This is a genomic window from Methylobacterium iners (assembly GCF_022179305.1).
Classification (GTDB): Bacteria; Pseudomonadota; Alphaproteobacteria; order Rhizobiales; family Beijerinckiaceae; genus Methylobacterium; species Methylobacterium iners.
Genome location: NZ_BPQP01000064.1, coordinates 1 through 22978 on the forward strand (window position 1 = coordinate 1; position 22978 = coordinate 22978).

The window sequence follows — 22978 nt, forward strand, 5'->3', positions numbered from 1 at the left end:
TCACCAAATGGGGGCTGGTCAGAACGTTCCACTGGGGCAAGCCCTAATGGAGCGTCTGCAGCCTACCTCGAGGCGCGGCTTAGCTGCTGATCTCACTCGCGATGTGTTAGCTTAGCAGCGGGTGCCATGGTGGCTTGAGACATGACTGCAACGAACGCATCGACGCGCACTTACGTGCAACTCCAGCCAGGCGATCCTGCGCCCTGGTTCCACCAGCGCACAGCCAGCAATCCAAACTTTGCCTTTGATACCGTAGCGGGACGTTACGTGGCCCTGTGCTTCTACGGTTCCGCTGCGGATGCCGAGGGTCGCACGGCGATAGAAGCCATAAGAGTAAACCGCCCTTTGTTCGACGACGCTCGCGTAAGCTGCTTCGGCGTCAGCATCGATCCTACCGACAAGGATCAGGGGCGAGTTCAGGAAGACCTCCCTGGCATTCACCACTTCTATGACTTCGACATCAAGGTGAGCAGTCTATACGGCGCCGTGCCGCAGGATCAGAAGCTGGGCACAGCCTGTCCTATACGTCGGCTCTGGGTGATCCTTGATCCGACCCTTCGTGTGCTCAAGGTCTTTCCCTTTGACGATCACACAGCAGTGTTTGTGTTTCTTGAAAATCTGCCGTCTCCAGAGCACGTTGCTGGTTTTGAGGTTCAAGCTCCGATCCTTGTTCTACCCAACGTGTTCGAACCTGAACTCTGTAGCAAGCTGATCCAGCTCTATAACGACCAAGGTGGGTACGAAAGCGGGTTCATGCGTGATGTCGATGGTGTGACCGTCGAAGTTCGTGATCGCAACCACAAGGTTCGAAGAGATTACCTTGTCGAGGACAGCGATCTCAAGAAACTTGTCCAAAGACGCATTCTCCATCGTATCGTTCCGCAGATCGAGAAGGCGCACTGCTTCACGCCCACCCGTATGGAGCGCTACCTCGTGGCCTGTTACGCAGCGGAAGAGGGTGGGCACTTCAGGGCCCATCGTGACAACACCACAGCGGGGACAGCTCACCGGCGCTTCGCTGTGTCGATCAACCTGAATGCCGAGTTCGAGGGTGGCGAGGTCAGCTTTCCTGAGTATGGATCGCGGGGCTTCAAGCCTCCGCCTGGTGGCGCAGTGGTGTTCTCCTGCTCGCTCCTACACGCGGTGGCGCGGGTCACCTCAGGACAGCGCTATGCCTTCCTGCCGTTCCTCTACGATGATGCTGCTGCAAAAATACGTGAGGCTAACGCAGCGATGGTTGCAGCTGGCAGCGCTTACCGTGCGTGAGAGCCGCATCATCTGTCAGGCGTGCCAATCCTTGGTGCCATAATATCCAGTCTACGAGCATGTGCGGCTTCTACGCAGGCGCTGGCTTAGCGGACCTCAACGAGATCCTTGATGGCCGCATAAGCTTTCTTGGAGATCACCTTACGCCCAACAAGGTCCGCCACGCTCTCATAGGGCCGACCCTTGACGATGGCGCGCGCTCGGGAGCGTGTGACCTGGGGCAGCTTTCTTAGGGTCCTAACGTCTGCAGTGTTGAGGTCGAGCCGCTGTGATGAAGCAGTTGGGGAACTCGGCGCTTCAGCAGCGCCGCTCTGCTCGATGACTGCAGCAGGTTGGCTCTGCGGGGCAGTTGTCTTGGGCGGTGGTGCGGGCTCTGCTGTGACCGCAGGCGGCGAGGCCGGTGGGGAACTTGGAGGCGGCGCGCTGGGCGGCGGAGTAGGAACAGGACTTTCTGGTTGTACCGGAAGCGGTGTTCGCATCGCTTGCCCGCCTATGGGCATAGGAGCTGCTCCGCCGCCAAGCTGCAGCGCACCTGTACCTACCAATGCCGCAGCTGCGAGCCCGAGCAGGCCAGAGATGATCACGGCTGAGATGCCGACGGACTTGCTAATCACGTGAACAACCTCAAGGCGGTAAAGTCAGAAACCAGAGCTTGAGCGTAGAGCGAGGCTTCGATTGTGCAAGGAGCTTAGGCTGGCAGGGCACAATTAATTGGGCCGATTACATGCGGCCTGCTGAACCAACTCCGCACAACCGGTCCTCACCCAACCTGAATGCAGATAAGCGATGAGGAAGACGCGAGCGCCTCCTACCGCCTGACGTATCTGTTGCCGGCGAGCGACAGCCGATGTTTCTCGTTCGTTCTCACCAGCCCTGCTCTCGAACTAGGCTCGTTGATGGGCCAGGTTGCGAGTGTCGCCCGAAGGCTGGTCCCCTCATGTTGCTCGCACCTCGATTGCTCCTCCATCGCCATTGCGAAGCTGCAGCCGTCATCGCCACCTATGGGGCGTTCACTCTGGCCGTCCTGCTTCTGGCCTGGGTCATGGCCTGAGCGTGGCGACAGACACCACTCGATCAGCCCTTATCGCCGCTGCATCCATGGTCCTCGGGCTCAGTATGTTGGCGAACTCAGCCGCATTTGCTGCCGATCCGGCAGCTCTGGAGCAGGCGTGGCATAGCTGCGTTCGTGAGGCCTTTGCTCATCAGCCTGCGATACAGAGCAGGGCTGGCTCACAGCGCAACGCGCTGGATGAGTGCAAGGAGCAAGAAGACGCCTTCGTAGCGGCGTTGGTGGTCGAGGCGCGGAAGGACAAGGCAGGTCGTCAGTCCGGCACCTCCTTACCGGCGCGAGCCAGAGGGTGGATTGCCTCGGTCGCGGCTTACGTCGTCGATTCTGTGTCCAGCTGGATCGAGTTGCTGGGCCGTTAGCCGCGATGCGGTGCCCAACGAGCCGCAGGCTTCCAGGAAAAGCGGCTCACTCGACCTGGGAGCCGCGTCTCGAAGTTCCAATCAGCTTCGCACCCGCACGTTAGGCAAAGACGTCAGGCAGGCCAACGTCGGTTTGCGCGGCCGCGTTCTCCCGTTTCAACTGTGTGATCATCGCGTCGATCTCGGGACGGGTCATCTCGGATACAGGCTTGTCCCGGTCCGGTGGCGGCTTACCGTCGTACCCGCCGACGAACAGCAGCGCCTTGAGCGCCGACGCCTTGGCCGTCGCGGAGGCCTTCGGATCACGGCAGATGCCGATGGCAGTCTCGTACGCGAGCAAGGCTCCCTCGGTTGCCATGCGCTCTTGAAGGTGCCGACGGACTTCTTCCGGTGTGAGATCGCGGTCGCTGTTCATTCGAAGATGGCTCCCAGGTATAGGTCGGCTGGCTGCTCGGCTGCGGCGGCATGCTGGCGCTTCAGTTCGGTCAGAAGCCCGTCGAGCTCGGCCATCTCGGGATCGAGCGCATCTGGTGCGTCGGGCCGCTCGAGGATCTCCCGAATGGCTCGGTTCTGATCGGCCGCGTACCGGGCCGCGGATCGTGCGCCCGGCGGGCCTGGCTGGTGCGTGCGCTGCCAGGCGTCGTAGCGGGCGCGCTGCTCGGGCGTCATCGCGCCGAGGCGCTTGGCGAGCTTCCGCGCTCGCCGCACCTGATCGTTCGCCTTCCTGTCCGATTTGGCCGCGCGCACCGGCGTGTCGGACGACGGGTACTGAACGACGTGCCACTTCTTGCCCGAGGGCGTGGCGCCCCCGTGGAGCCGGCAACGACCAGACCCGTTCGCGAGCGGCGGGTTCTGGCAGGGCTGGCCGTCCGACCGCTTGGTGGCCTCGCACTTCGGGCCGGCCCTGCGAAGAGCATTGAACCGTAGGCAGGCAGCCCGGCCCATCGCTCGGAAGCGAGCGGATCGGCGCCAAGCGATCTGGCGCAGCGACGCGGGCGCGTTCGTCCCGAACCCGCGTTTCATGTTGCGGTCCCGTGAACTATCCAATTTTTCCAATTGCCTGCCCAGCCCACGACTACATGGGAGGGGCGCGTAAGCGCCTCCCCTCTCCGTAGGAGTCCCATCGTTCGCATCATTCTCATCGTTGAAATCATTGAGCTTTTTTCCGATGCGAATCCGTCTCTGCGATTCGCATAGCTCGCATCGACGCCGACAAACCGAATTGATGAATGATTTCAACGATGAGGATCATGCGAACACGTCCTGATCCGCATCGTTCGCATCGTTCGCATCGCCTGCGCAGCAATGCGGTGACCCGGCCGTTTCGACAGGGCTTAGAGCGACGTGCCAGGGCGCTTTGATGCCTACGCCGCTCTGATAGGTGCGCAGCCGAACATTTTGTCCTTCGACAACGACCGTCATCCCCGAACCGATAGCTTTCGTGACCAGACGAGTGACTTGAGAGCGATCCTTCGAACGGGAGATGCCGTCGTGTCGGAGGCGATCGTAGAGCTTGGACAAAATGTCCGTCAGACGAACGTCGGAGCGATCACCCATCACGTGAGCGACGGCTTGTCCGATCCGCTCAGGTGTATTGCGAGCCTCGGATTTCCGATCGGTTGGACCATCGCCGTGCTGGCGAGACTCAGAAGAGTCGACGAGCTCCAGAACAGGCGCGTAGTCGCCCATGAGAACCGGATCGTCGCTGAACAGGCTGCCTGCGGTCGGCATGTTTAGGCGGCCATTCCCAACCGGGACAGACACACGCCTGTAGATAAGCGGCTCGGTTGGCTTGCGGCTGTGGCTCACCTTCGCGAAGGCGAGACATACAAAGTCGTGGGGTAGGCCGCCGAGCACCTCGGCATCATCCTTACTCACGTGGGTGAGCGTGGTCATGCTGCGGAATTTGCCGGCCTGCGCGAAAGCACCACGACCAGCGCCCATGTCGCCGGCCTTCTCCCGTGTCGTCTTGGACGTGTGGTGCACGAGTTGAATCGAGATCCGCAGACGTGCCGCCATGCGCGCGAGCTCCTGCGTCAGCGCATTCATGTCGTCGGTGTCGTTCTCCTTTAGCCCGCGGGCCAGGCTGACCTGCGGATCCAGGATCACGAGCTTGATCCCGTGCTCCGCGACGAACGCCTCGAGCTCGCCGGCACCGGGAGCGCGTTTCACCGGCGCATTCGCACCGCCGCCGTCGCGACGCATGATCACGATCTCGCCGTGGTCGAGGCCTGACCAGAGGATGATCGGGTGGCGCAGTTCCTCGACGCCGAACCGGCTCATCAACGCAGAGAGCCGGCGACGCATTTCGTCGTGGCTGTCCTCCGCGTTGTAGACCATCACCGGGCCGCTGCTGCGCAGCCTCAATGGGGTATTGCTGCCCTCGCCACAAAGGTATCTCCTATCGCCATTCGCGACGGAGAAGGCGACGAGGAGTGCGAAGGTCGACTTGTTGATCGCAGGTTCGCCGACGAGCTGCGCCACGTCGCCGAGCGGCAGCAGCGGGTCGACAAGCCATTGCCGAATTGGAATTGTCGAGACGTCCGGTTTGCGCGTGAGCGGTACAGGCCTTGGATGAGGTTCAACATTCACGCTGGGCGGCTTCGATGCCGCTACTGAAGCGATGGGAGAATCGGGTGACGCAGTCGCGTCCGGGTCGAACCAGGTCTCGCCGTTAATGAGTGGCGAGACGCTGCAGCGGCCCCAGTCGCGGGCAAGCACGCGTTCGGTAAGTCCGTCGAAACCGCCCTTAGTGGGCCAGCCCGGCGCCCACGCGTGGGCGATGCACGCGTAGTCCTGCGCCTCGAACTCGCCCCGGGACAGGTGCGCAACCAGCGACGCACGCAGGCCGGATGGGGTGACGTCGCCATCCTTCTTCGCCGCCGCACCTTCCCGAAGCAGCTCGTCGAGCTTCGGATTCGCCGCACGCGCCGTGATCAACCGCTGCGATAGATCTCCGGGGAGTGCATCGAGGCTTTCACATTGCACCGCCTCGCCGAGGTCCAGGGCCTCGGCTGCTTCCGCGATAGCGCCGCTCAGATCTTCGGCCGGCTTGGCGACAGGCGTGACGGCGTCTGCGAGTTGAGCGGGGGTGTAGGCCACGTTCCGCTCGTCCAAGATGCGAGCCTCGCACTGGACACGTCCCCAACTCTGCTTCTTGGCGTCGGGGATGTTCTGCGTGAACGGCAGCCGCATGACACGACTGATGTCGATCACCGCGTCACCGCCGACGAGATCAGCCATGCCGCGGTTCTGAGCCTCCGCCCAAGCCTGCTTTTCCGCAGCGGGCACCTTCTCAATTAGGCACCAGAAGAATTGGACGCCGCCCCCGCTGTCGAGCGTATAGGTCGCCGGGATCTTGGCGTTGACGACGTCAGCGAGCGCTGCCAGGCGCGCCTTTCCGCTGACGAGAGGCTCATGTGGCTTGAGATCGCGATCGGCGCAGATGGCGCGGATCGACACGATGTCCTCTTTGTTCAGCTTCTTGTCCGGGGCCCCCGGGGCAGGCTCATTGACGTGGAAGTAGAGGTTTCGCTTTCCATCGTGCTGCTTCAGCCAAGCGTCGATGCCAGCGCGGTCCCCTGGTTCGAACGTTTTGCCAGGCCAATCCTGACCGCCCAGGACTAAGTTGTGCCGTCCGCTCGGATCGAAGGACATCAGGAACTCGACAGCCGGATGCTCCTGCGCCAGCGGCGCAAGCATCGCCGGTTGAGCATGCCCGTTCATTCGAGGGGGAAGAAGATCACCGAAATGTTGCGTCGGGCGCTCTGACCCGTTTATACTTGCGTCGGACATCGAGATCCTTTCCGGCCGGTTGCCTTTGCAGAGGCGCCGGCCGTTTCTTCATGAAGTGGTGTTGTCGACGACGAGCCGCAGATAGGCTCCGCGACGGCGCGGTTGGATGTCCTGAGTCCTCTCAGCCTCAAGCCGGTCGATCAGTGCGGCGATGCTGCTCACGGTGATCTCGGTTGGATCACGGCGGGCCTGGTGAACTACAGCGAGGCTGCGATCGGCGACTCGATTGCGCACCCAAGTCGTGGAGCGGCGGAAGAAGGCAGCAGTCTCCCGAACCGAGAGAGATTTGCGGTCACACTGGGGGCTGAGGTCGTTCGGTAGTGCGGTCATGCGCGGTCCTGCTGATGCGGCGGGATGGGAGCAGGCAGGGTGATGAAGCTGGGCGCGCGATGCGAGATGCCTGAAACAGGCATGAAATCGCGCGCCTGCCGGTCAGGCGACGAGAGGAACTTGAGACCGCGGGATCTCTGACACCACTCGACTCATGACGTTCCACAAGTCGCGGCTCTCATGAATTGCCGCAGCCAGTTCGCGGCCTCTGAGCCCCTTGAATTCGGGATGCAGGCCAGCGCTCAACCTCACCCGCTCCATCCCGAGGAAGTTCGTTCGATAGAGGAGGAGCTCGACTTGAAGGACCGATTTTGTCCTGCCCGGCACACGTTTGTAGGCGTACATCACGCGGTCGACGTGATCACGGGTAAGACCGCCGCCGACGCCAGTTGGCAGCCCGCCGTTCAGGGCATGGCAAGCCCCAGTCGGTCCTCCGCAACACATCCATGCGGCTACGATAACGCGACGATGGGGCGGTTGGACGTACGGGTTCTTGCGCCGAGGCGGGTTGCTCTTCCTGTATTCGTGCTCGAGAAGCAGGCCGTGCTGCGAACCGCGGACATATTGATTGATCAGCAATTCGACCGCAGGGGCGAACGGCTCTACCAGCCGCGACGCAGGTAGGCCGGCTGCGGCGAGGGCTGCTACGGCCTCTGTCCTCATTTGCTCTTCCAAGAGGCTGAGAAGCGGGTTCCAGCGTGCCCAGTAGCTCCGCTGCCAATGGGCCATGCCCTCGGTGATCGGCATCGGAGACGCACCAAGAGGGGGAAGCGGCTCCTCATCACAGATCTCAGTCGCTGCGACGTGGAAGTCGAAGACGGTGCCCGCGACCGGCTTTTTGACGAAGGCGGTGTAGTGTCTGTGACCGCTCATCAGGCGGCTCGCACATGATGCGCGAGAAGCGCATCAAGATCGACGCGGCGAAGCAGCGTTCGGCCTCCCAGACGGACGCACGGCAGTGTTCCCGCTTTGATTAGACGCCAGATCGAGCTGCGGGATACGCCGAGGTACTCGGCACTCGCCTCAATGCTGAAAGCGGCAGGCGCTGGAGCCGAGCCACGAGAGGTGATGGTCGATGACATGACGGGCCTCACAAGCGGTGGAGACCTCGAAACTGTGCCATGCGGCGCCATAGCGTCTCGCGACGAATTCCTTCGCAGAGAATGTGTCAGGTCGGGTTGCGCCGCTTGGCACGACGGTAACGTTGCTCAAGCGCGCTTGGCTCTACGCTCAGGAGCTCACCCATCAGCCCTTCACGATTGTCGAGATGCGAATGGACTTGAGACCACTTTGCTGACCCCTTGCTTCCTCCGCGCTTGAGATCATCGGCAACGGCAATCACAAGCGCATCGAGCCCCGGCTTGGGTTTGGGCCCCGGCTTCTTCTTGGGACGGTCAACGCCGAGTTCGCGGCAGATCAACCGAGCGAGCGAGCCACCTCGCCGAAGTTCACGCAAAGCAGCGTTCGGCTGCTCGCCGTGAAATGCCGCCCAAGCCGCGACCTGCGCTTCCAGGTCCGCCCACGATTTCGGCTTCTGATGCGCGCTGACCGCCATTGGGGCTGAAGGGCACAATTTCTTGCCGCTCATAGCCGCCACCGCTCGACAACGATATCAGCAACGAAACCCACCACGCCAACGAAAATCAGATCTAAGTGTCTGATTTTATTGGCGCGCCCTACGGGAATCGAACCCGTGTTTTCGCCGTGAAAGGGCGACGTCCTGGACCGCTAGACGAAGGGCGCGTGGTCGAGCGAGGCTCGTATAAGCGGCTTCCCACGCGGTAGCAACGGCTCCACATGCGCAAACCTTTCGATGCGACGCCGCACCGGGTCCGCATCGGGAAATAGCTGCCGACCGTGTGGCCTCCGTCGCGAGATTGAAGTCGCACCGGGGTTGTGAAGCGGCAAAGCGAAAAAGCGGCTGCGCCACAAGCCCACCGTTAGCCGCGTGATCAGGCCGTGCCGTCCGGCGTCCAGCCGTAGAGCCAGGCGTAGCGCTCGCTCATCCCGGAGGGGCCGAGCCGGCGCATGACGAGGTTGCGGGCAAAGCCCATGATCGCTCCGGCATGATAGGTGCGGCCGTTCGCCCGTGCCGCGTTCCGCACGCGTCGGCTCCGGGCGGAGCGTGACGCCGCGTAAGCGTCCAGGCAGGCGGCGATGTCGCCGCCTCTCAGGCCCTGGGCGAGTACGGCGGCGTCCTCGATCGCGAGCGCCGCTCCCTGCGCCAGGAACGGGAGGACGGGGTGGGCGGCGTCCCCGATCAGGGCGATCCGCCCCCGTGCCATCGGCCGGGCCGGCCGCCGGTCTACGAGGGACCAGACCAGCCAGGAATCCGGCACGCCGAGCAGCGCGGTGAGCGCCGGCGCCGCGTCCCGGAACTGCGCCCGCACGATCGCCGGCTCGCCGAGCTGGCCCCAGCCCTCGCTGCCGAGCTTCTCAGGCACGACGGCGACCACGTTGATCTGGGTTCCGCCCGAGATCGGGTAATGGACGACGTGGCGCCCGCGCCCGAGCCAGAGCCCGGTCTCGTCGCCCTGAAGCTCGGGCGGTGCCGCCTCGCGCGGGAGGATCGCCCGCCAGGCCGCTTGTCCGAGGGAGCGCAGCGGCTGCGCGTCGAGGTGCTGGCGCAAGCGCGAGCGGACGCCGTCGGCTCCGACCATGAGGTCGGCGGGGAGTTCTTCCGTTTTCGTCCCCTGCCCGCTCTCCAGGGTGAGGCTCGCCCCGTCCTGACCCTCGGCGAGCGCGACGACGTCGCGGCCCATGAGGAGACGGATGCCGGCCCGGGCGCGAACGGCGTCGAGGAGCAGGGTCTGGAGGTCGGCCCGGTGGATCACGTAGTAGGGCGCGCCGAAGCGCTCCCGGGCGGCGGCGCCGAGCTTGACGCCGCCGATGACGCGGGCCGTGCCGAGCGCCCGCACCGTGACGCTCGGCGGTTCCGTCGCGGCCCGGCGCAGGGCGTTGCCGAGGCCGAGCCCGATCAGCACGCGGCTTGCGTTCGGCGAGAGCTGCAGGCCGGCGCCGACCTCGCTGAAGCCGGTTCGGCGCTCGATGAGGCTGACGCGATGCCCGGCCGCCTCCAGCGCCAGGGCGGCGGTGAGACCGCCGATTCCGGCTCCGACGATGGCGACGTGCAGGTTCGTCACGGGTTCTATTCGGCGGCCGCCCGAGTGCGATCGTCCCAGACGCAGGCGGCCGGATCGGCGGCGCCCGGTTTCAGTCCGGCGCGGTGGCGGAACAGGGTCGAGCAATAGCCGCAGATCGCCTCGTCGTCGGTACCCATGTCGATGAAGACGTGGGGATGGTCGAAGGGCGGGAGCGCGCCGATGCACATGAACTCGCGCGAGCCAACATGGATGACGGCGACACCGGGCTCGTTGTGGAAATGCGGTACCGCCTTGTCAGCCATTTGCGCTCCGGCCCTGCTTCGGCGCGGGCCCGGGTCCGGCCGAACCCCGCCCTGCCTGTCTCGCTAGCCTCTAGCCGCTCGGGCCTGCCAATCCTAGTGCGCATGCAGGTTCGGGTTGGCGTCGGGCGCGGCGCGTCATAGAAAGGGCCCTCAGCCGCGCCGCGCTCACGAAATTCTCCCCATGACCCAGCAAGATCAGGCCGCGACCGAGACCGGTCGCCGCGCTCCCGAACCGCCGATCTACGGGCCGGAAGGATTTGCCGGCATGCGCCGGGCCGGGCGCCTGACCGCGGAGGCCCTCGACCTCCTCATGGAGGCGACGGTGCCCGGCGTGACGACCGAGGCGCTGGACCGGCTCGCCTACACCTTCGCCATGGACCACGGCGCCTACCCGGCCTCGCTGTTCTACCGCGGCTATCCGAAATCGATCTGCACCTCGATCAATCACGTCGTGTGCCACGGCATCCCCAACGACAAGCCGCTGCGCGAGGGCGATATCGTCAACCTCGACATCTGCCTCATCCTCGACGGCTGGCACGGTGATTCGAGCCGCATGGCCTATGTCGGCGAGGTCCCGCGCAAGGCCGCCCGCCTATGTGAGATCACCTACGAGGCGCTGATGCGCGGCATCGCGGCGGTGAGGCCGGGTGGCTCGACCAACGATATCGGGCGGGCGATCCAGGCCTATGCCGAGGCCGAGCGCTGCTCGGTGGTCCGCGACTTTTGCGGCCACGGCCTTGGCCGAAGCTACCACGACGCGCCGACGATCCTGCACTACGTCGAGCCGAGCTACGACGTGCGCCTCAGGCCAGGGCAGTTCTTCACCGTCGAGCCGATGATCAATCTCGGCCGGCCGGCGGTGAAAGTCCTGTCCGACGGCTGGACCGCGGTGACGCGGGATCGCTCGCTCTCCGCCCAGTTCGAGCACACCGTCGCCGTGACGGAGACCGGCGTCGAGATCTTCACGCTCTCGCCGAAGGGGATGCATCAGCCCGTCGACATCGGCATGTGAAAGCCGTGCGATGAAGCGGCGGGCGCCGATACCCCCTCCCTCGGCCGCGACGCCGAGCGCGGCTTCGTCGACGGAGGCTGCGAACGACGCGGTCCACTACGTCGGCCACCGGGACCGCCTGCGCGCCCGCTTCGCGCAAGGAGGGGCGGACGCCCTTCCCGATTACGAACTGCTCGAGCTCGACCTGTTCCGGGCGATCCCGCGGCGCGACGTGAAGCCCCTGGCCAAGGCTCTGATCCGCCGCTTCGGCAGCCTCGCCGAGGTCCTGAGCGCCGAGCCGGCGCGGCTCGCCGAGGTCGACGGGGTCAGCGCGGGGGTCGTCGCCGACCTCAAGCTGATCGAGGCCGCGGGTCACCGGCTCGCGCGCGGCGCCATCGCGGAACGGCCCCTGCTCTCGTCCTGGGCGGCCGTGCTCGAGTACTGCCGCGCGACCATGGCCTTCTCGCCTCGCGAGCAGTTCCGCGTCTTGTTCCTCGACAAGCGCAACCACCTGATCGCCGACGAGATCCAGGGACGAGGCACCGTCGACCACACGCCGGTCTATCCCCGCGAGGTTGCCCGGCGCTCGCTCGAACTCGGCGCCACGGCGATCATCCTCGCCCACAACCATCCCTCGGGCGACCCGACGCCCTCGGCCGCCGATATCCGGATGACCCGGGAGATCGTGTCCGTCCTCGACCCGCTCGGCATCATCGTCCACGATCACGTCATCCTGGGGCGCGAAGGGCATGCAAGCCTCAAGGGACTGAAGTTGATCTGAGGCTGGCGCGCCGGACGGTTTCAGGCGACCCTGCCAGGGAACGTGAAGCGTCCCACCAGACTTGGCCGGTGGCGCGTGTCTTGCGATGCGTTCGCAGAGTAACAAGGAGGCGCGAATGGCGCTCGCTGCGTTCGACGAGATGAATGGGCTGCCCGGGGGAGGCACGAGCCCGCGTTCCGTCCGCGAAGCCTACGACAGCCTGAAGAAGTGGCTCGACACGACCCCGCCCGAGCAGTTCAACACCCGCCGCAGCCAAGCGGAGCTCCTGTTCCGGCGCATCGGCATCACCTTCGCCGTCTACGGAGCCAATGAATCGACCGAGCGACTGATCCCGTTCGACATCATCCCGCGGGTGATCACCAAGCCGGAATGGAGCTTCCTGGAGCGCGGCCTCACGCAGCGGGTCACCGCGATCAACGCTTTCCTGAAGGACATCTACGGGGCCCAGGAATGCATCAAGGCGGGCGTGATTCCCGCCGACCTCGTCTACCGCAATCCGCATTACCGCATGGAGATGCGCGCCTTCCGGGTGCCGCACGACCTCTACGTCCACATCGCCGGCATCGACATCGTCCGGACCGGGGCGGACGATTTCTTCGTGCTCGAGGACAACGCCCGCACCCCATCCGGCGTCTCCTACATGCTGGAGAACCGCGAGGTCATGCTGCGGCTCTTCCCCGAATTGTTCTCGCGCCACCACGTGGCGCCGGTGGAGAACTACCCGGACGCGCTGCTGGCGACCCTGCGCAGCCTCGCTCCCTCGAGCGCGACCCGCGACCCGACCGTCGCGCTGCTGACCCCCGGCCGCTACAACTCGGCCTTCTACGAGCACTCGTTCCTGGCCGACAAGCTCGGCGTCGACCTCGTGGAGGCCTCCGACCTCTTCACCAAGGACGACGTCGTCTACATGCGCACCACCGAGGGGCCGCGCCGGGTCGACGTGCTCTACCGGCGCCTCGACGACGACTTCATCGATCCGCTGGTGTTCCGCCCCGATTCCGTCCTCGGGGTGCCCGGCCTGATGAACGCCTACGAGCGCGGCAACGTCACGCTGGCCAATGCCGTCGGCACGGGCATCGCCGACGACAAGGCCGTCTACAGCTACATGCCGGAGATCGTGAAGTTCTTCACCGGCGAGGACCCGATCCTGCACAACGTGCCGACCTATCGCTGCCGCGAGAAGGAGTCCCTGACTTACGTGCTCGACAACCTCTCGGAACTCGTGGTGAAGGAGGTCAACGGCTCGGGCGGCTACGGCATGCTCGTCGGGCCGCACGCGACGAAGCGGGAGATCGCGGATTTCGGGAAGAAGCTTCGCCACGCGCCCGACGGCTTCATCGCCCAGCCGACGCTCGCGCTCTCGACCTGCCCGACCTTCGTGGCGTCGGGCGTCGCGCCGCGTCACGTCGACCTTCGCCCCTTCGTGCTCTGCGGCGCCGACGAGATCCGGATCGTGCCCGGCGGTCTCACCCGCGTCGCGCTGAAGGAAGGGTCGCTCGTGGTCAATTCCAGCCAGGGCGGCGGCACCAAGGACACCTGGGTCCTCGACGCCTAGGCGTCGGCGACCACATCACAACCCGAACAGGCACGGCCCCGGCCTCGCCGGGCCGGCCCATAACGGAAGCCCATGCTCTCCCGGACCGCCGACAACCTCTACTGGCTCTCCCGCTACGTCGAACGGGCCGAGTTCGTCGCCCGCATCCTCGATGCGGCCCATCGGCTCGCCGCCCTGCCCTCGAGCTACGGCGGCGGCGAGACCAACGAATGGGCCTCGGCGCTGGCCTCGGCCGGCGACCCGGAGGTGTTCAAGCCGCTCTACGACAGCGTCAACGAGGCGACGGTCTGCAACTTCCTCGCCTTCAGTCCGCACAATCCCTCGTCGATCCGCTCCTGCATCGAGACCGCGCGCGAGAACGCCCGCAGCGTGCGCACGGCGCTCACGACCGAGATGTGGGACGCGATCAACGGCGCCTGGCTCGAGTTGCGCAACTACGAGGGCCGCGACCTCAACCGGGAGGAGTTCTCCCACTTCCTCGATTGGGTGAAGGGCGTCTCGCTCGCCTTCGATGGCTCGGCCTACCGCACCATGCTGCGCAACGACGCCTATTGGTTCACCCGGCTCGGGACCGCCATCGAGCGCGCCGACAACACCGCCCGCATCCTCGACGTGAAGTACCGTATTCTGCTGCCCGCGACCGAGCGCGTCGGCGGCAGCCTCGACTACTTCCAGTGGACCACCATCCTGCGCGAGGTCTCGGCTTCAACGCCTATCACTGGGTCTATCGCGAGAGCGTCAAGCCGCTGCTCGTGGCCGATCTCCTGATCCTGAACCGGCAGATGCCGCGCTCGCTGACGAATTGCTACGGCATGCTCGTCGAGCATCTCGATCTCATCGCGGACGCCTATGGGCGGCGCGGCGCCAGCCAGCGGTTGGCGAGCAACATGCTGGCGCGGCTCGAGGGCGAGAACATCGAGCGCATCTTCAATTCCGGCCTTCACGAATTCGTCACGGCCTTCATCGCCGAGAACAACCGCCTTGGGGCGGCGGTCATCGAGCAGTATCTGTTGTAGGGTTACGGTCAAGCCTGGCCCGACAAGGTCCCCGCATGCGAATCCGCGTCTTCCACGAGACCTGCTACACCTACGAGCATCCCGCCCGTGGCCTCATCCAGGTCCTGCGTCTCCGGCCGCGCGACCATGACGGGCAATATGTCCGGAAATGGCGGATCGAGCCCTCTGTGGACGGCCGCGTCAGTGAGCGCGAGGACGGTTTCGGCAACGTCGTGCATTGGTTCACCGCCGACGAGCCGGCGGACGCGTTGACGATCCGGGTCATCGGCGAGGTCGACACCAACGAGGTGCACGGCGTCGTGCGCGGCACGGTGGAGCGCTTGCCCGACGTCTTCTACCTGCGCGATTCGGACCTCGCCATCGCGACGCCCGAGATTCAGGCCTTCGCCGGCGAGGTCGCAAGGGCGGGAGACGCAGACGCCCTCCCCTGCCTGCACCGCCTGCTGCACGCCGTTCACGACCGGATCGCCTACGAGCCGGGCCCGACCAGCGCCAGCACCACGGCGGCGCGCTCCTTCGAGCAGGGCAAGGGCGTCTGCCAGGACCTCGCCCACATCTTCATCGCCGCCGCGCGTCACCTTGAAATCCCGACGCGCTACGTCTCGGGCTACTTCCATCGCGCGGACGGGGTCATCGATCAGGAGGCGGGGCATGCCTGGGTCGAGGCCCTGGTGCCCGATCTCGGCTGGGTTGGATTCGATCCGGCCAACGGCATCGCGACGACCGAGGCGCATATCCGCGTCGCGATCGGCCTCGACTATCTCGGTGCGGCACCGATCCGCGGCAGCCGCATGGGCGGCGGAACCGAGACCTTGGACGTCCGCCTCCGCGTGGAACAGGCGCAGGCAGCCTCCCAATCGTAATTCACGCCGGGATTTCGCGGAAGCGGCAGGATAGTCTAGCTTTCTACGCGCGCATGATGTTTCCGGGTCGCCGGATTCCAGCTCTCCGTGCCATGTCGGAGCCGCGCGGATACAGGGACGGCTACGATGACCTACTGCGTCGGGCTCCTCGTCGAGGAGGGTCTCGTGATGATCGCCGACACCCGCACCAATGCGGGGCTCGACAACATCTCGACCTATCGCAAGCTCCACCTGTTCAACGTCGCCGGCGAGCGCGTGATGATGCTCGCGTCAGCCGGCAATCTTTCGATGACGCAATCGGTCCTGAGCATGCTGACCGAGGGCGTCGACGGCTCGGACGGCGAGCCGCCGCAGACGATCATGCAGCAGCCGACCATGTTCAAGGCGGCGCAGCTCGTCGGCCGCGCCATCCGCCGCGTCCGCGAGATCGAGCGGGAGGGGTTCGAAGCCGCGAACCTGCGGATGGAGGTCTCGTTCCTGTTCGGCGGTCAGATCGGCGAGGAGCCGATGCGGCTGTTCATGATCTACTCGGCCGGCAACTTCATCGAGTGCAGCCGCGATGCGCCGTTCCTCCAGATCGGGGAGCACAAGTACGGCAAGCCGATCCTCGACCGGGCCGTGAAGTACGAGACGGACCTCTACGATGCCCTGAAGGTCGGCCTCGTCTCGATGGATTCGACCATGCGCTCGAATCTCGGCGTGGGCCTGCCCATCGACATCGCGGTGTCGCGGGTCGGCGCCCTCGACACCGAGGTGAACCATCGGATCGAGGCGGGCGAGAGCTACTTCCACGACCTGCGCGAGCGCTGGTCGGCGGCGCTGCGGGCCGCGCACCGCGCGATCCCCCGGCCGCCCTATGGGCCCTCGGGGGCCTGAGACCAGGCTTCCAGCAGGGCGCCCGCCGTCCCTGCCGGATCGGATGACCGCATGACGCTGCCCATGACGGCGATGCCGGCGGCACCGGCCTCCCGGCAGGCTGAGGCTGTTTCCAAGGTGATGCCGCCCAGCGCGAGGATCGGGAGGTCGCATCGGGCGGCGACGCGGAGCGCGTCGAGGCCGAGCGCAGGGCCGTATCCGGGCTTGCTCGGAGTCGCGAAGATGGGGCTCAGGGTGGCGTAGTCGGCACCGGCCCCGGCGGCAGTGTCGATGTCGTCGAGGCTGTGGGCCGAGACGCCGATCAGACCGTTCGGCATGGCCCGTCGCGCTCGGTCGATCTCGGCCGATCCGGCATTGCCGGAGAGGTGCACGCCGTCTGCTTCGATCGCGGCGGCCAGATCGATATTGCCGCCGAGCGTGAAGACGCCGCCAGCCATGCGCACCATCGCAAGCAGCTCGCAGGCGAGGCGCTTCCGGCTGTCCGCCTCCATGTCACGTTCGCGAAACCAGAACCAGCGCGCTCCGCTCTGGAGGAGTTGGCCTACGACGACGCCAAGACGGGCACTCTCTATGTTGGGACGATCATCTCCTTCCCCCTCTGCCGGGGAGGGTAACCCTCGCGTCAGCGAGGGTCGGGAGCGGGGAGCGCCGCCCCCCCCGGAGAGGTCGCGTTCCCCTCTGCCCCCCTGCATGCGCAGGGTACCCTCCACCGGAGAGGAGGGAGGGTTCGTGCCGTGCCGGTCAGTCACGACCAGCAGCGGCGAGGGCAGCGACCTCACGATCCGACGAGGCCGAGCTGCGGGCTCGACGGTTCGGCGCGGCCGCGCCGCGGGATGCGCCCGGCGAGATGGGCCTCGCGGCCGGCTTGAACCGCGTGCCGCATGGCGCGCGCCATCCGGATCGGATCGTCGGCCTTCGCGACGGCCGTGTTGAGGAGGCAGCCGGCCGCGCCGAGCTCCATCGCGATCACCGCGTCCGAGGCCGTGCCGATGCCGGCATCGACGATGACGGGGACGCTCGCGCGACGGCAGATCAGTTCGAGATTGGCCGGATTGGCGACGCCCATGCCGGAGCCGATGAGCGAGCCCATCGGCATCACGGCCGCGCAGCCGAGATCGGCGAGGCGCTGGCACACGACGGGATCGTCGTTGCAATAGGGCAGCACTACGAAGCCGTCGTCGACGAGATGGCGGCAGGCCTCGATCAGCTCGGCGACATCGGGATAGAGCGTCTCGCGGTCGCCGATCACCTCGACCTTGATCCAGTTGGTATCCAGCGCCTCGCGGGCGAGCTCGGCCGTCAGGATCGCGTCCCGCGCCGTCTCGCAGCCGGCGGTGTTGGGCAGGAAGCGGTAGCCCTTGAGCTTGCGCAGGGTGTCCGAGCCGTGTCCCTGCAGCGAGACGCGGCGGATCGAGGCGGTCACGACCTCGGCCCCTGAGGCGCGGACCGCCTCGGCCATGATCGTCTGCGTCGGATAGCCGGACGTGCCGATGAAGAGCCGGGAGGTCAGCGGCACCCCGGCGATGACGAGGGCGTCCTCGCCCGTATCCTGGCGCTCCATTCCTCAACCTCCCTGCATGGCGCGCACGATCTCGACGCGGTCGCCGTCCGCGAGCGGCGTCGCGGCCCAGTCCCGGCGGCGGACGACCTGCCCGTTCAGCGCGATGGCGATGCCCTGCGGCGTCTCGATGCCGGTCTCCTCGGCCTCGATCCGGAACAGGCTCTCGATGTCGGCGGCCTCGCGCTCGCGCGGCTCGCCGTTGACGATGAGCTTCATGCAAACGCCCTCCGCTCCTCGGCCGGTGCGAAGCGGGAGAGGCCGAACCCTCGCGCGAAGGCGGGGAGCTCCCCCGTCGTCACGAGTTCCGCCACGGCGTCGGCGGTGGCAGGGTTCAGCAGGTAGCCGTTGCGATGGTGGCCCGTCGCGACGACGAGGCCGGGCGCCAGCGCGTCGATGATCAGAGCGTCGTCGTCGGAAGTCGGACGGAAGCCGCTCCAGACCGCCTCCACCGCCATCTCCTCGATCGCCGGCATCACGCGGCGGGCGCCTTCGAGCAGCGCGTAGAGGCCGCCAGCCGTCACGCCTTCGCGAAAACCGCATTCCTCCACGGTCGCCCCGACGATGAGGTGGCCGTCGGCCTTCGGCGCCATGTGGACCTGCTCCGTCCAGACCATGTGCGAGAGGGTGCCGGTGCGGGCCGTGGTTCGCAGGGCTAGCGACTGCCCCTTGACCGGGCGAACCGGCAGGGCGAGCGCCTCCGGCAACAGGCCGGTCTCGCCGCTCCAGGCGCCGGCCGCGAGAACGACCGCTTCGGCGCCAATACCTTCCCCTCCCGCCCGCACCCCGGCGACGCGCTCGCCGGCCCAGTCCAGGGCCTCGACCGGGCATCGCTCGACGATGGTCACGCCGGCAGTGCGGCAGGCGCGCACGAGGGCCGCCATGACCTTGGCGGGATCGACCTGATGATCATGCGGGCAGAACAGGCCGGCGCCGATCGACGGCCGCAACGAGGGTTCGCGCGCGCGGACTTCGGACCCGGACAGCCAATGCGCATCGATACCCGACCGCCGCTGCAGGTCGTGCCGGAAGCGCAGGCGCTCGACCTCGTCGCGGCCGACGGCGAGGACCAGGGTGCCCTCCTCGCGGTAATCGATGTCGAGGCCGGAGGCAGCCTGGAGTGCGTCCCGAAAGGCCGGCCAGCGCGACAGGCTCTCGAGTGCCAGCGGGAGCAGCGGGTCGGAGCCCGGCTCGTGCTCGGCGGCGGGCGCGAGCATGCCCGTCGCGGCGAGGCTCGCGCCGGCACCAATCGTCTCGCGCTCTAGGACGGTCACGGATCGACCCCTCTCGGCGAGGCGCCAGGCGATGGAGAGGCCGATCACGCCGGCGCCGACGATCACGACATCGCTGCGCCCTGGCAACGCTGCCGAGGGCGCATCTTCGCCGATTCGTCTGCGCAGGCCGATGAGAGAGGGTGCCGATGAGGCCAAAGCGATCTCCGCGGGCGGCGCGGAGATCGGGGGCCATCAAGCTTCTGATCCGAAGCGTGCCGGGTTTCGTGGAGGAAAAACCCGCGGTCCAATCCCTACGCCGGTATGAGCCGGTTCAGGTTCGAAGGATTTCCGCGCCGCCGTCCATGCCTGGACGGCCATCGGTTTCTCAGCCCCTTGCCGGGGATCTCCCTGGAACGACCCTCATGTGGCCCCGGCGGGCGGCTGGGTCAATCCCCGACGGAGTTCTCGGCGACGGGGCGCCGGGCCGGGCGATAGACCGTCATCGCCTCCGGAAAGCCGTCGAGAGGGTGGTCGCCCAGCGGCTCGGGGTGGCCCCACAGAAAATCGACGAAGGGCCGCGACATCAGGAGCGGCTCGCCCAGAACCCTGTTGAGCCGGGCCAGCCGGCTGGCGAGGTTCACGTCGCGGCCGATCACGGTGAAGTCGAGGCGGGCGCCCGAGCCGACGTTGCCGTAGGCCGCCTCCCCGTGGTGGAGCGCGATGCCGGCTGCCACGGGCACGGCGAAGCGGCCGAGGGCGTTGGCCTCGTCGATGGCGGCGAGCGCGCTCTGCGCCGCGGTGAGGGCACCCTTGGCGGCGCTGCCGAGGTCGTCCCCGCGCTCGCGGAAGATCGCGAGCAGGCCGTCGCCGAGATACTTCAGGACCTCGCCGCCCTCCCGCTCGATCGCCGGCACCAGGCAGTCGAAGAAGATGTTGAGGAGGTCGACGGCCTCCTCCGGCGTCATGTCGGCCGAGAGGCCGGTATAGTCGCGCATGTCCGCGAACAGGATCGCGGAGCGGATGCGCCGGACCTGGCCGCGCCGGATGTCGCCCGCCAGGATCGCGGTGTGGGGTTCGTCGCCCACATAGATGCGCAGGACCTGGTCGAGGGTCTTGTTGACGATCCGCATCTCCATCACCGCCGCCAGCGTCGGCATGACGAAGCGCAGGATCGCGATGTCCTCGTCGCGGAAGCCGTCCGGGCTGCGCGTCGCGAAGGTGATGCCGTTATGCGTCCCGTTCGTGAAGAACAGCGGCGCCACGACGTAGTGCGTGTAGCCCGCCGCCTTCAGCTCCGGCAGCACCGAGTAGAGGCTGTCGGGCGTCTCGGTGAGATCGAGGATCAGCCACTCGCCGCTCTGGTGGACGGCGTAGAACGGGCTCTCGCGATAGGCCGCGTCCGAGGCCTCGCCGTGAGGGAAGAGGCGGGTCGTGGCGCCGGATTCGCGGGTCCAGATGCGGCCGACGCCGGAGTATTCGGAGTGCAGGGTGTCGATGGCGGTCGAGGCGCGGTCGACGGGCACGCCGAGCTCGTTCAGCCGTTCGGACAGGCCGACGAGGAGATCGTCGGCTTGCGGGAGACGCGCGCCCTCGCTTAGCAGCCAATCGCGTAGCGCCACGCAATCCTGCAGGGCGCCGAACGGCACGTCGATGGTCTCGGAACCGTCGGCTTGCGCCGTCGGAAGGGGTTGGCCGCGATCGAGCATACAGCCAAGGTGGGTTTCGGACGGGAGGACGGCAACCGATCGGCCGCGAAGTTTTCTTATCGCCGATCGTAGACGAACGCTCTTTCCGTCTTACGGAAAGAGCGCAGCGCCAGCGAATCAGTTGTCGAGGAAGCTCCTGAGCTTCCGGCTCCGCGACGGATGCTTGAGCTTCCTCAGCGCCTTCGCCTCGATCTGCCGGATGCGCTCGCGGGTGACGCTGAACTGCTGGCCGACCTCTTCCAGCGTGTGGTCGGTGTTCATGCCGATGCCGAAGCGCATGCGCAGCACCCGCTCCTCGCGGGGCGTCAGCGAAGCGAGAACGCGGGTGGTCGTCTCGCGCAGGTTCGACTGGATCGCCGCGTCGATGGGCAGGACGACGTTCTTGTCCTCGATGAAGTCACCGAGATGCGAATCCTCCTCGTCGCCGATGGGCGTCTCGAGGGAGATCGGCTCCTTGGCGATCTTGAGGACCTTGCGCACCTTCTCCAGCGGCATCGCCAGCTTCTCGGCGAGTTCCTCCGGGGTCGGCTCGCGGCCGATCTCGTGGAGCATCTGGCGCGAGGTCCGGACGATCTTGTTGATCGTCTCGATCATGTGCACCGGGATGCGGATGGTGCGGGCCTGGTCGGCGATCGAGCGGGTGATCGCCTGGCGGATCCACCAGGTCGCGTAGGTCGAGAACTTGTAGCCGCGGCGGTACTCGAACTTATCGACCGCCTTCATCAGGCCGATGTTGCCCTCCTGGATCAGGTCCAGGAACTGCAGGCCGCGGTTGGTGTACTTCTTGGCGATCGAGATCACGAGGCGGAGGTTGGCCTCGATCATCTCCTTCTTGGCCTGACGGGCTTCGCGCTCGCCCTTCTGGACCATGTTGACGATCTTGCGGTACTCGCCGATCTCGAGGCCCGTCTCTGAGGCGAGCGTCAGGATCTGCTCGCGCAGGTCGGCGACCTGCTTCGAGCCCTTCTCGACCAGGTTCTTCCAGCCCTTGCCGCCGAGGGTGCCGACACGGGTCATCCAGTTCGGGTCGAGCTCCCAGCCCTGGTAGTGGCGCAGGAACTCGTCGCGCGCGACGCCGTGGCTCTCGGCCACGCGCATCAGGCGGCCCTCGTGGGAGATAAGGCGCTTGTTGATGTCGTAGAGCTGCTCGACCAGCGCCTCGATGCGGTTGGCGTTGAGCGACAGCGACTTCACGTCGGCGACGACGGTGTCCTTCAGCTCCGCCTGCTTCTTGCCCTGCGCCGCCGTCTGCGTGCCGCCGCCGGCCTTCAGCTCGCCGTGCTCGTTCTGGAGCTTGCGCAGCTTCTTGTAGTTGTTGGCGATGTTGTCGAAGGTCTCGAGGACGCGCGGCTTGATCTCGGCTTCCATCGCCGCGAGCGAGACGTTGTTCTCCATGTCGTCGTCGTCGTCGCCGCCCTCGGGCGGCACCGGCGCCTCGGCCTCGGAATCCTCCGCCTCCTCGCCCTCGGCGATCTGCGGGGCGTTCTTGGCGTCCGGGCCGGCATAGGTGGCCTCGAGGTCGATAATGTCGCGCAGGAGCACGCGGCCGTCGACGAGCTCGTCGCGCCAGATGATGATGGCCTGGAAGGTCAGCGGGCTCTCGCAGAGCCCCGCGATCATGGCCTCGCGCCCCGCCTCGATGCGCTTGGCGATGGCGATCTCGCCCTCGCGCGACAGCAGCTCCACCGAGCCCATCTCGCGCAGGTACATCCGCACCGGATCGTCGGTGCGGTCGGTCGGCTCCTTGGTGGTCGTCTCGCGCAGCGCGAGCGGCTTCGCCGGCGCGATCTCGGCGACGTCGCCCCCCTCGCTCTCGTCATCCTCCGAGGCCTCGCCGTTGGCGGGCCGCTCGGCCGCGCCTTCGTCCGATTCCTCCGCCTCGACGATGTTGATGCCCATCTCCGAGAGCTGGGCCATGACGTCCTCGAGCTGGTCCGGGTCGGACTGGCCCTCGGGCAGAACCTCGTTGATCTCCTCGTAGGTGATGTAGCCGCGCTTCTTGGCGAGCTTCACCATCCGCTTGACGGAGGCATCCGTCAGGTCGAGGAGCGGGCCGTCGGTCTGCTGCTCCGGAGCGACATCCGCCTCGTCCCGTTCCGTTGCCTTCGTTGCCATGATCAGCCTGTTGTTGTCGCGGTCGTGTCGTGAGGGCGCTTGATTCGCCCCGCGTCGTCGACGCCGCAATTCGTGTGA

22 protein-coding genes, 1 tRNA gene, 1 pseudogene and 1 riboswitch are annotated in these 22978 nt (G+C 66.4%); of the genes and pseudogenes, 7 read left to right on the top strand and 17 right to left on the bottom strand.

Annotated elements, in window-relative coordinates; all coding sequences use genetic code 11:
* Positions 1–141: 141 nt before the first annotated feature.
* Positions 142–1266 carry a 2OG-Fe(II) oxygenase gene (locus MFF55_RS18825; protein ID WP_238245644.1) on the top strand — a complete coding sequence of 375 codons (1125 nt, stop codon included), beginning with the start codon at positions 142–144 and terminating at the stop codon, positions 1264–1266.
* A gap of 86 nt (positions 1267–1352) precedes the next feature.
* On the opposite strand, the gene MFF55_RS27200 is transcribed toward MFF55_RS18825, so the two are convergent.
* The 11 genes from MFF55_RS27200 to MFF55_RS18875 form a co-directional block, all read right to left on the bottom strand.
* Positions 1353–1766, bottom strand: a complete 414-nt coding sequence (locus tag MFF55_RS27200; protein ID WP_373874838.1) for a ComEA family DNA-binding protein — start codon at positions 1764–1766, stop codon at positions 1353–1355.
* Positions 1767–2794: 1028 nt separating this feature from the next.
* On the bottom strand, positions 2795–3109 hold the full coding sequence (locus MFF55_RS18830) for a hypothetical protein (protein ID WP_238245645.1): 315 nt from the start codon (positions 3107–3109) through the stop codon (positions 2795–2797).
* Positions 3106–3717, bottom strand: a complete 612-nt coding sequence (locus MFF55_RS18835) for an HGGxSTG domain-containing protein (RefSeq protein ID WP_238245646.1) — start codon at positions 3715–3717, stop codon at positions 3106–3108. Before MFF55_RS18835 ends, MFF55_RS18830 begins: the two co-directional genes overlap by 4 nt.
* Positions 3718–3942: 225 nt before the next feature.
* Entirely contained in the window at positions 3943–6489 is a 2547-nt protein-coding gene (locus MFF55_RS18840; RefSeq protein ID WP_238245647.1) for an AAA family ATPase, read from the bottom strand.
* Positions 6490–6537: 48 nt separating this feature from the next.
* Positions 6538–6819, bottom strand: a complete 282-nt coding sequence (locus tag MFF55_RS18845; protein WP_238245648.1) for a hypothetical protein — start codon at positions 6817–6819, stop codon at positions 6538–6540.
* A gap of 102 nt (positions 6820–6921) precedes the next feature.
* Positions 6922–7692, bottom strand: coding sequence for a hypothetical protein (locus tag MFF55_RS18850; RefSeq protein ID WP_238245649.1), 771 nt, complete (start codon positions 7690–7692; stop codon positions 6922–6924).
* Positions 7692–7952, bottom strand: a complete 261-nt coding sequence (locus tag MFF55_RS18855) for a helix-turn-helix domain-containing protein (RefSeq protein WP_306421461.1) — start codon at positions 7950–7952, stop codon at positions 7692–7694. The genes MFF55_RS18850 and MFF55_RS18855 overlap by 1 nt, the downstream gene beginning before the upstream one ends.
* Positions 7953–7987: 35 nt before the next feature.
* Positions 7988–8407, bottom strand: coding sequence for a hypothetical protein (locus MFF55_RS18860; protein WP_238245651.1), 420 nt, complete (start codon positions 8405–8407; stop codon positions 7988–7990).
* A gap of 79 nt (positions 8408–8486) precedes the next feature.
* A tRNA-Glu gene (locus MFF55_RS18865) sits at positions 8487–8562 on the bottom strand.
* 209 nt (positions 8563–8771) lie between these two features.
* Positions 8772–9953, bottom strand: coding sequence for an FAD-dependent monooxygenase (locus MFF55_RS18870; RefSeq protein ID WP_373874839.1), 1182 nt, complete (start codon positions 9951–9953; stop codon positions 8772–8774).
* Between the two features lie 14 nt (positions 9954–9967).
* A complete protein-coding gene (locus MFF55_RS18875) occupies positions 9968–10225 on the bottom strand; it encodes a zinc-finger domain-containing protein (RefSeq protein ID WP_238245653.1) in 258 nt (85 codons plus the stop codon).
* Positions 10226–10406: 181 nt separating this feature from the next.
* On the opposite strand from MFF55_RS18875, the gene map reads away from it, so the two are divergent.
* From map to MFF55_RS18905, 6 genes and pseudogenes are all read left to right on the top strand, one after another.
* Positions 10407–11237, top strand: a complete 831-nt coding sequence (gene map / locus MFF55_RS18880; RefSeq protein ID WP_238245654.1) for a type I methionyl aminopeptidase — start codon at positions 10407–10409, stop codon at positions 11235–11237.
* 10 nt (positions 11238–11247) lie between these two features.
* Positions 11248–11997 carry a RadC family protein gene (radC, locus tag MFF55_RS18885; RefSeq protein WP_238245655.1) on the top strand — a complete coding sequence of 250 codons (750 nt, stop codon included), beginning with the start codon at positions 11248–11250 and terminating at the stop codon, positions 11995–11997.
* A gap of 115 nt (positions 11998–12112) precedes the next feature.
* Positions 12113–13552 carry a circularly permuted type 2 ATP-grasp protein gene (locus tag MFF55_RS18890; protein ID WP_238245656.1) on the top strand — a complete coding sequence of 480 codons (1440 nt, stop codon included), beginning with the start codon at positions 12113–12115 and terminating at the stop codon, positions 13550–13552.
* A 72-nt stretch (positions 13553–13624) separates the two neighbouring features.
* Positions 13625–14568: pseudogene (locus MFF55_RS18895) on the top strand (alpha-E domain-containing protein).
* 35 nt (positions 14569–14603) lie between these two features.
* Positions 14604–15431 (top strand): transglutaminase family protein, encoded by an 828-nt coding sequence (locus MFF55_RS18900; RefSeq protein ID WP_238245657.1) that lies wholly within the window; start codon positions 14604–14606, stop codon positions 15429–15431.
* Positions 15432–15557: 126 nt separating this feature from the next.
* On the top strand, positions 15558–16307 hold the full coding sequence (locus MFF55_RS18905; RefSeq protein ID WP_238245658.1) for a proteasome-type protease: 750 nt from the start codon (positions 15558–15560) through the stop codon (positions 16305–16307).
* On the opposite strand, the gene MFF55_RS18910 is transcribed toward MFF55_RS18905, so the two are convergent.
* The 6 genes from MFF55_RS18910 to rpoD form a co-directional block, all read right to left on the bottom strand.
* Complete coding sequence (locus MFF55_RS18910; RefSeq protein ID WP_373874840.1) at positions 16286–16933, bottom strand: thiamine phosphate synthase; 648 nt, start codon at positions 16931–16933, stop codon at positions 16286–16288. The two genes, MFF55_RS18905 and MFF55_RS18910, sit on opposite strands and share 22 nt — an antisense overlap.
* Positions 16934–17082: 149 nt before the next feature.
* Positions 17083–17868 carry a thiazole synthase gene (locus tag MFF55_RS18915; RefSeq protein ID WP_238245659.1) on the bottom strand — a complete coding sequence of 262 codons (786 nt, stop codon included), beginning with the start codon at positions 17866–17868 and terminating at the stop codon, positions 17083–17085.
* A 3-nt stretch (positions 17869–17871) separates the two neighbouring features.
* Positions 17872–18084, bottom strand: coding sequence for a sulfur carrier protein ThiS (thiS, locus tag MFF55_RS18920; RefSeq protein WP_238245660.1), 213 nt, complete (start codon positions 18082–18084; stop codon positions 17872–17874).
* The gene (thiO, locus tag MFF55_RS18925; protein WP_373874836.1) at positions 18081–19295 is read right to left on the bottom strand and encodes a glycine oxidase ThiO; all 1215 of its coding nucleotides are present in this window, start codon (positions 19293–19295) and stop codon (positions 18081–18083) included. The genes thiS and thiO overlap by 4 nt, the downstream gene beginning before the upstream one ends.
* A gap of 74 nt (positions 19296–19369) precedes the next feature.
* A riboswitch (TPP riboswitch) is annotated at positions 19370–19498 on the bottom strand.
* Positions 19499–19525: 27 nt separating this feature from the next.
* A complete protein-coding gene (locus tag MFF55_RS18930; RefSeq protein WP_238245661.1) occupies positions 19526–20785 on the bottom strand; it encodes an adenylate/guanylate cyclase domain-containing protein in 1260 nt (419 codons plus the stop codon).
* 117 nt (positions 20786–20902) lie between these two features.
* Positions 20903–22900, bottom strand: a complete 1998-nt coding sequence (gene rpoD, locus MFF55_RS18935; protein WP_238245662.1) for an RNA polymerase sigma factor RpoD — start codon at positions 22898–22900, stop codon at positions 20903–20905.
* Positions 22901–22978: the final 78 nt, after the last annotated feature.

What these genes read in the sequence shown, in the direction of transcription:
- MFF55_RS18825 (WP_238245644.1), top strand. Translation starts at nt 142, where the DNA reads ATGACTGCAACGAACGCATCGACGCGCACTTACGTGCAACTCCAGCCA.
- MFF55_RS27200 (WP_373874838.1), bottom strand. Translation starts at nt 1,766, where the DNA reads ATGCCCATAGGCGGGCAAGCGATGCGAACACCGCTTCCGGTACAACCA.
- MFF55_RS18830 (WP_238245645.1), bottom strand. Translation starts at nt 3,109, where the DNA reads ATGAACAGCGACCGCGATCTCACACCGGAAGAAGTCCGTCGGCACCTT.
- MFF55_RS18835 (WP_238245646.1), bottom strand. Translation starts at nt 3,717, where the DNA reads ATGAAACGCGGGTTCGGGACGAACGCGCCCGCGTCGCTGCGCCAGATC.
- MFF55_RS18840 (WP_238245647.1), bottom strand. Translation starts at nt 6,489, where the DNA reads ATGTCCGACGCAAGTATAAACGGGTCAGAGCGCCCGACGCAACATTTC.
- MFF55_RS18845 (WP_238245648.1), bottom strand. Translation starts at nt 6,819, where the DNA reads ATGACCGCACTACCGAACGACCTCAGCCCCCAGTGTGACCGCAAATCT.
- MFF55_RS18850 (WP_238245649.1), bottom strand. Translation starts at nt 7,692, where the DNA reads ATGAGCGGTCACAGACACTACACCGCCTTCGTCAAAAAGCCGGTCGCG.
- MFF55_RS18855 (WP_306421461.1), bottom strand. Translation starts at nt 7,952, where the DNA reads ATGGCGCCGCATGGCACAGTTTCGAGGTCTCCACCGCTTGTGAGGCCC.
- MFF55_RS18860 (WP_238245651.1), bottom strand. Translation starts at nt 8,407, where the DNA reads ATGAGCGGCAAGAAATTGTGCCCTTCAGCCCCAATGGCGGTCAGCGCG.
- MFF55_RS18875 (WP_238245653.1), bottom strand. Translation starts at nt 10,225, where the DNA reads ATGGCTGACAAGGCGGTACCGCATTTCCACAACGAGCCCGGTGTCGCC.
- map (WP_238245654.1), top strand. Translation starts at nt 10,407, where the DNA reads ATGACCCAGCAAGATCAGGCCGCGACCGAGACCGGTCGCCGCGCTCCC.
- radC (WP_238245655.1), top strand. Translation starts at nt 11,248, where the DNA reads ATGAAGCGGCGGGCGCCGATACCCCCTCCCTCGGCCGCGACGCCGAGC.
- MFF55_RS18890 (WP_238245656.1), top strand. Translation starts at nt 12,113, where the DNA reads ATGGCGCTCGCTGCGTTCGACGAGATGAATGGGCTGCCCGGGGGAGGC.
- MFF55_RS18900 (WP_238245657.1), top strand. Translation starts at nt 14,604, where the DNA reads ATGCGAATCCGCGTCTTCCACGAGACCTGCTACACCTACGAGCATCCC.
- MFF55_RS18905 (WP_238245658.1), top strand. Translation starts at nt 15,558, where the DNA reads ATGACCTACTGCGTCGGGCTCCTCGTCGAGGAGGGTCTCGTGATGATC.
- MFF55_RS18915 (WP_238245659.1), bottom strand. Translation starts at nt 17,868, where the DNA reads ATGGAGCGCCAGGATACGGGCGAGGACGCCCTCGTCATCGCCGGGGTG.
- thiS (WP_238245660.1), bottom strand. Translation starts at nt 18,084, where the DNA reads ATGAAGCTCATCGTCAACGGCGAGCCGCGCGAGCGCGAGGCCGCCGAC.
- MFF55_RS18930 (WP_238245661.1), bottom strand. Translation starts at nt 20,785, where the DNA reads ATGCTCGATCGCGGCCAACCCCTTCCGACGGCGCAAGCCGACGGTTCC.
- rpoD (WP_238245662.1), bottom strand. Translation starts at nt 22,900, where the DNA reads ATGGCAACGAAGGCAACGGAACGGGACGAGGCGGATGTCGCTCCGGAG.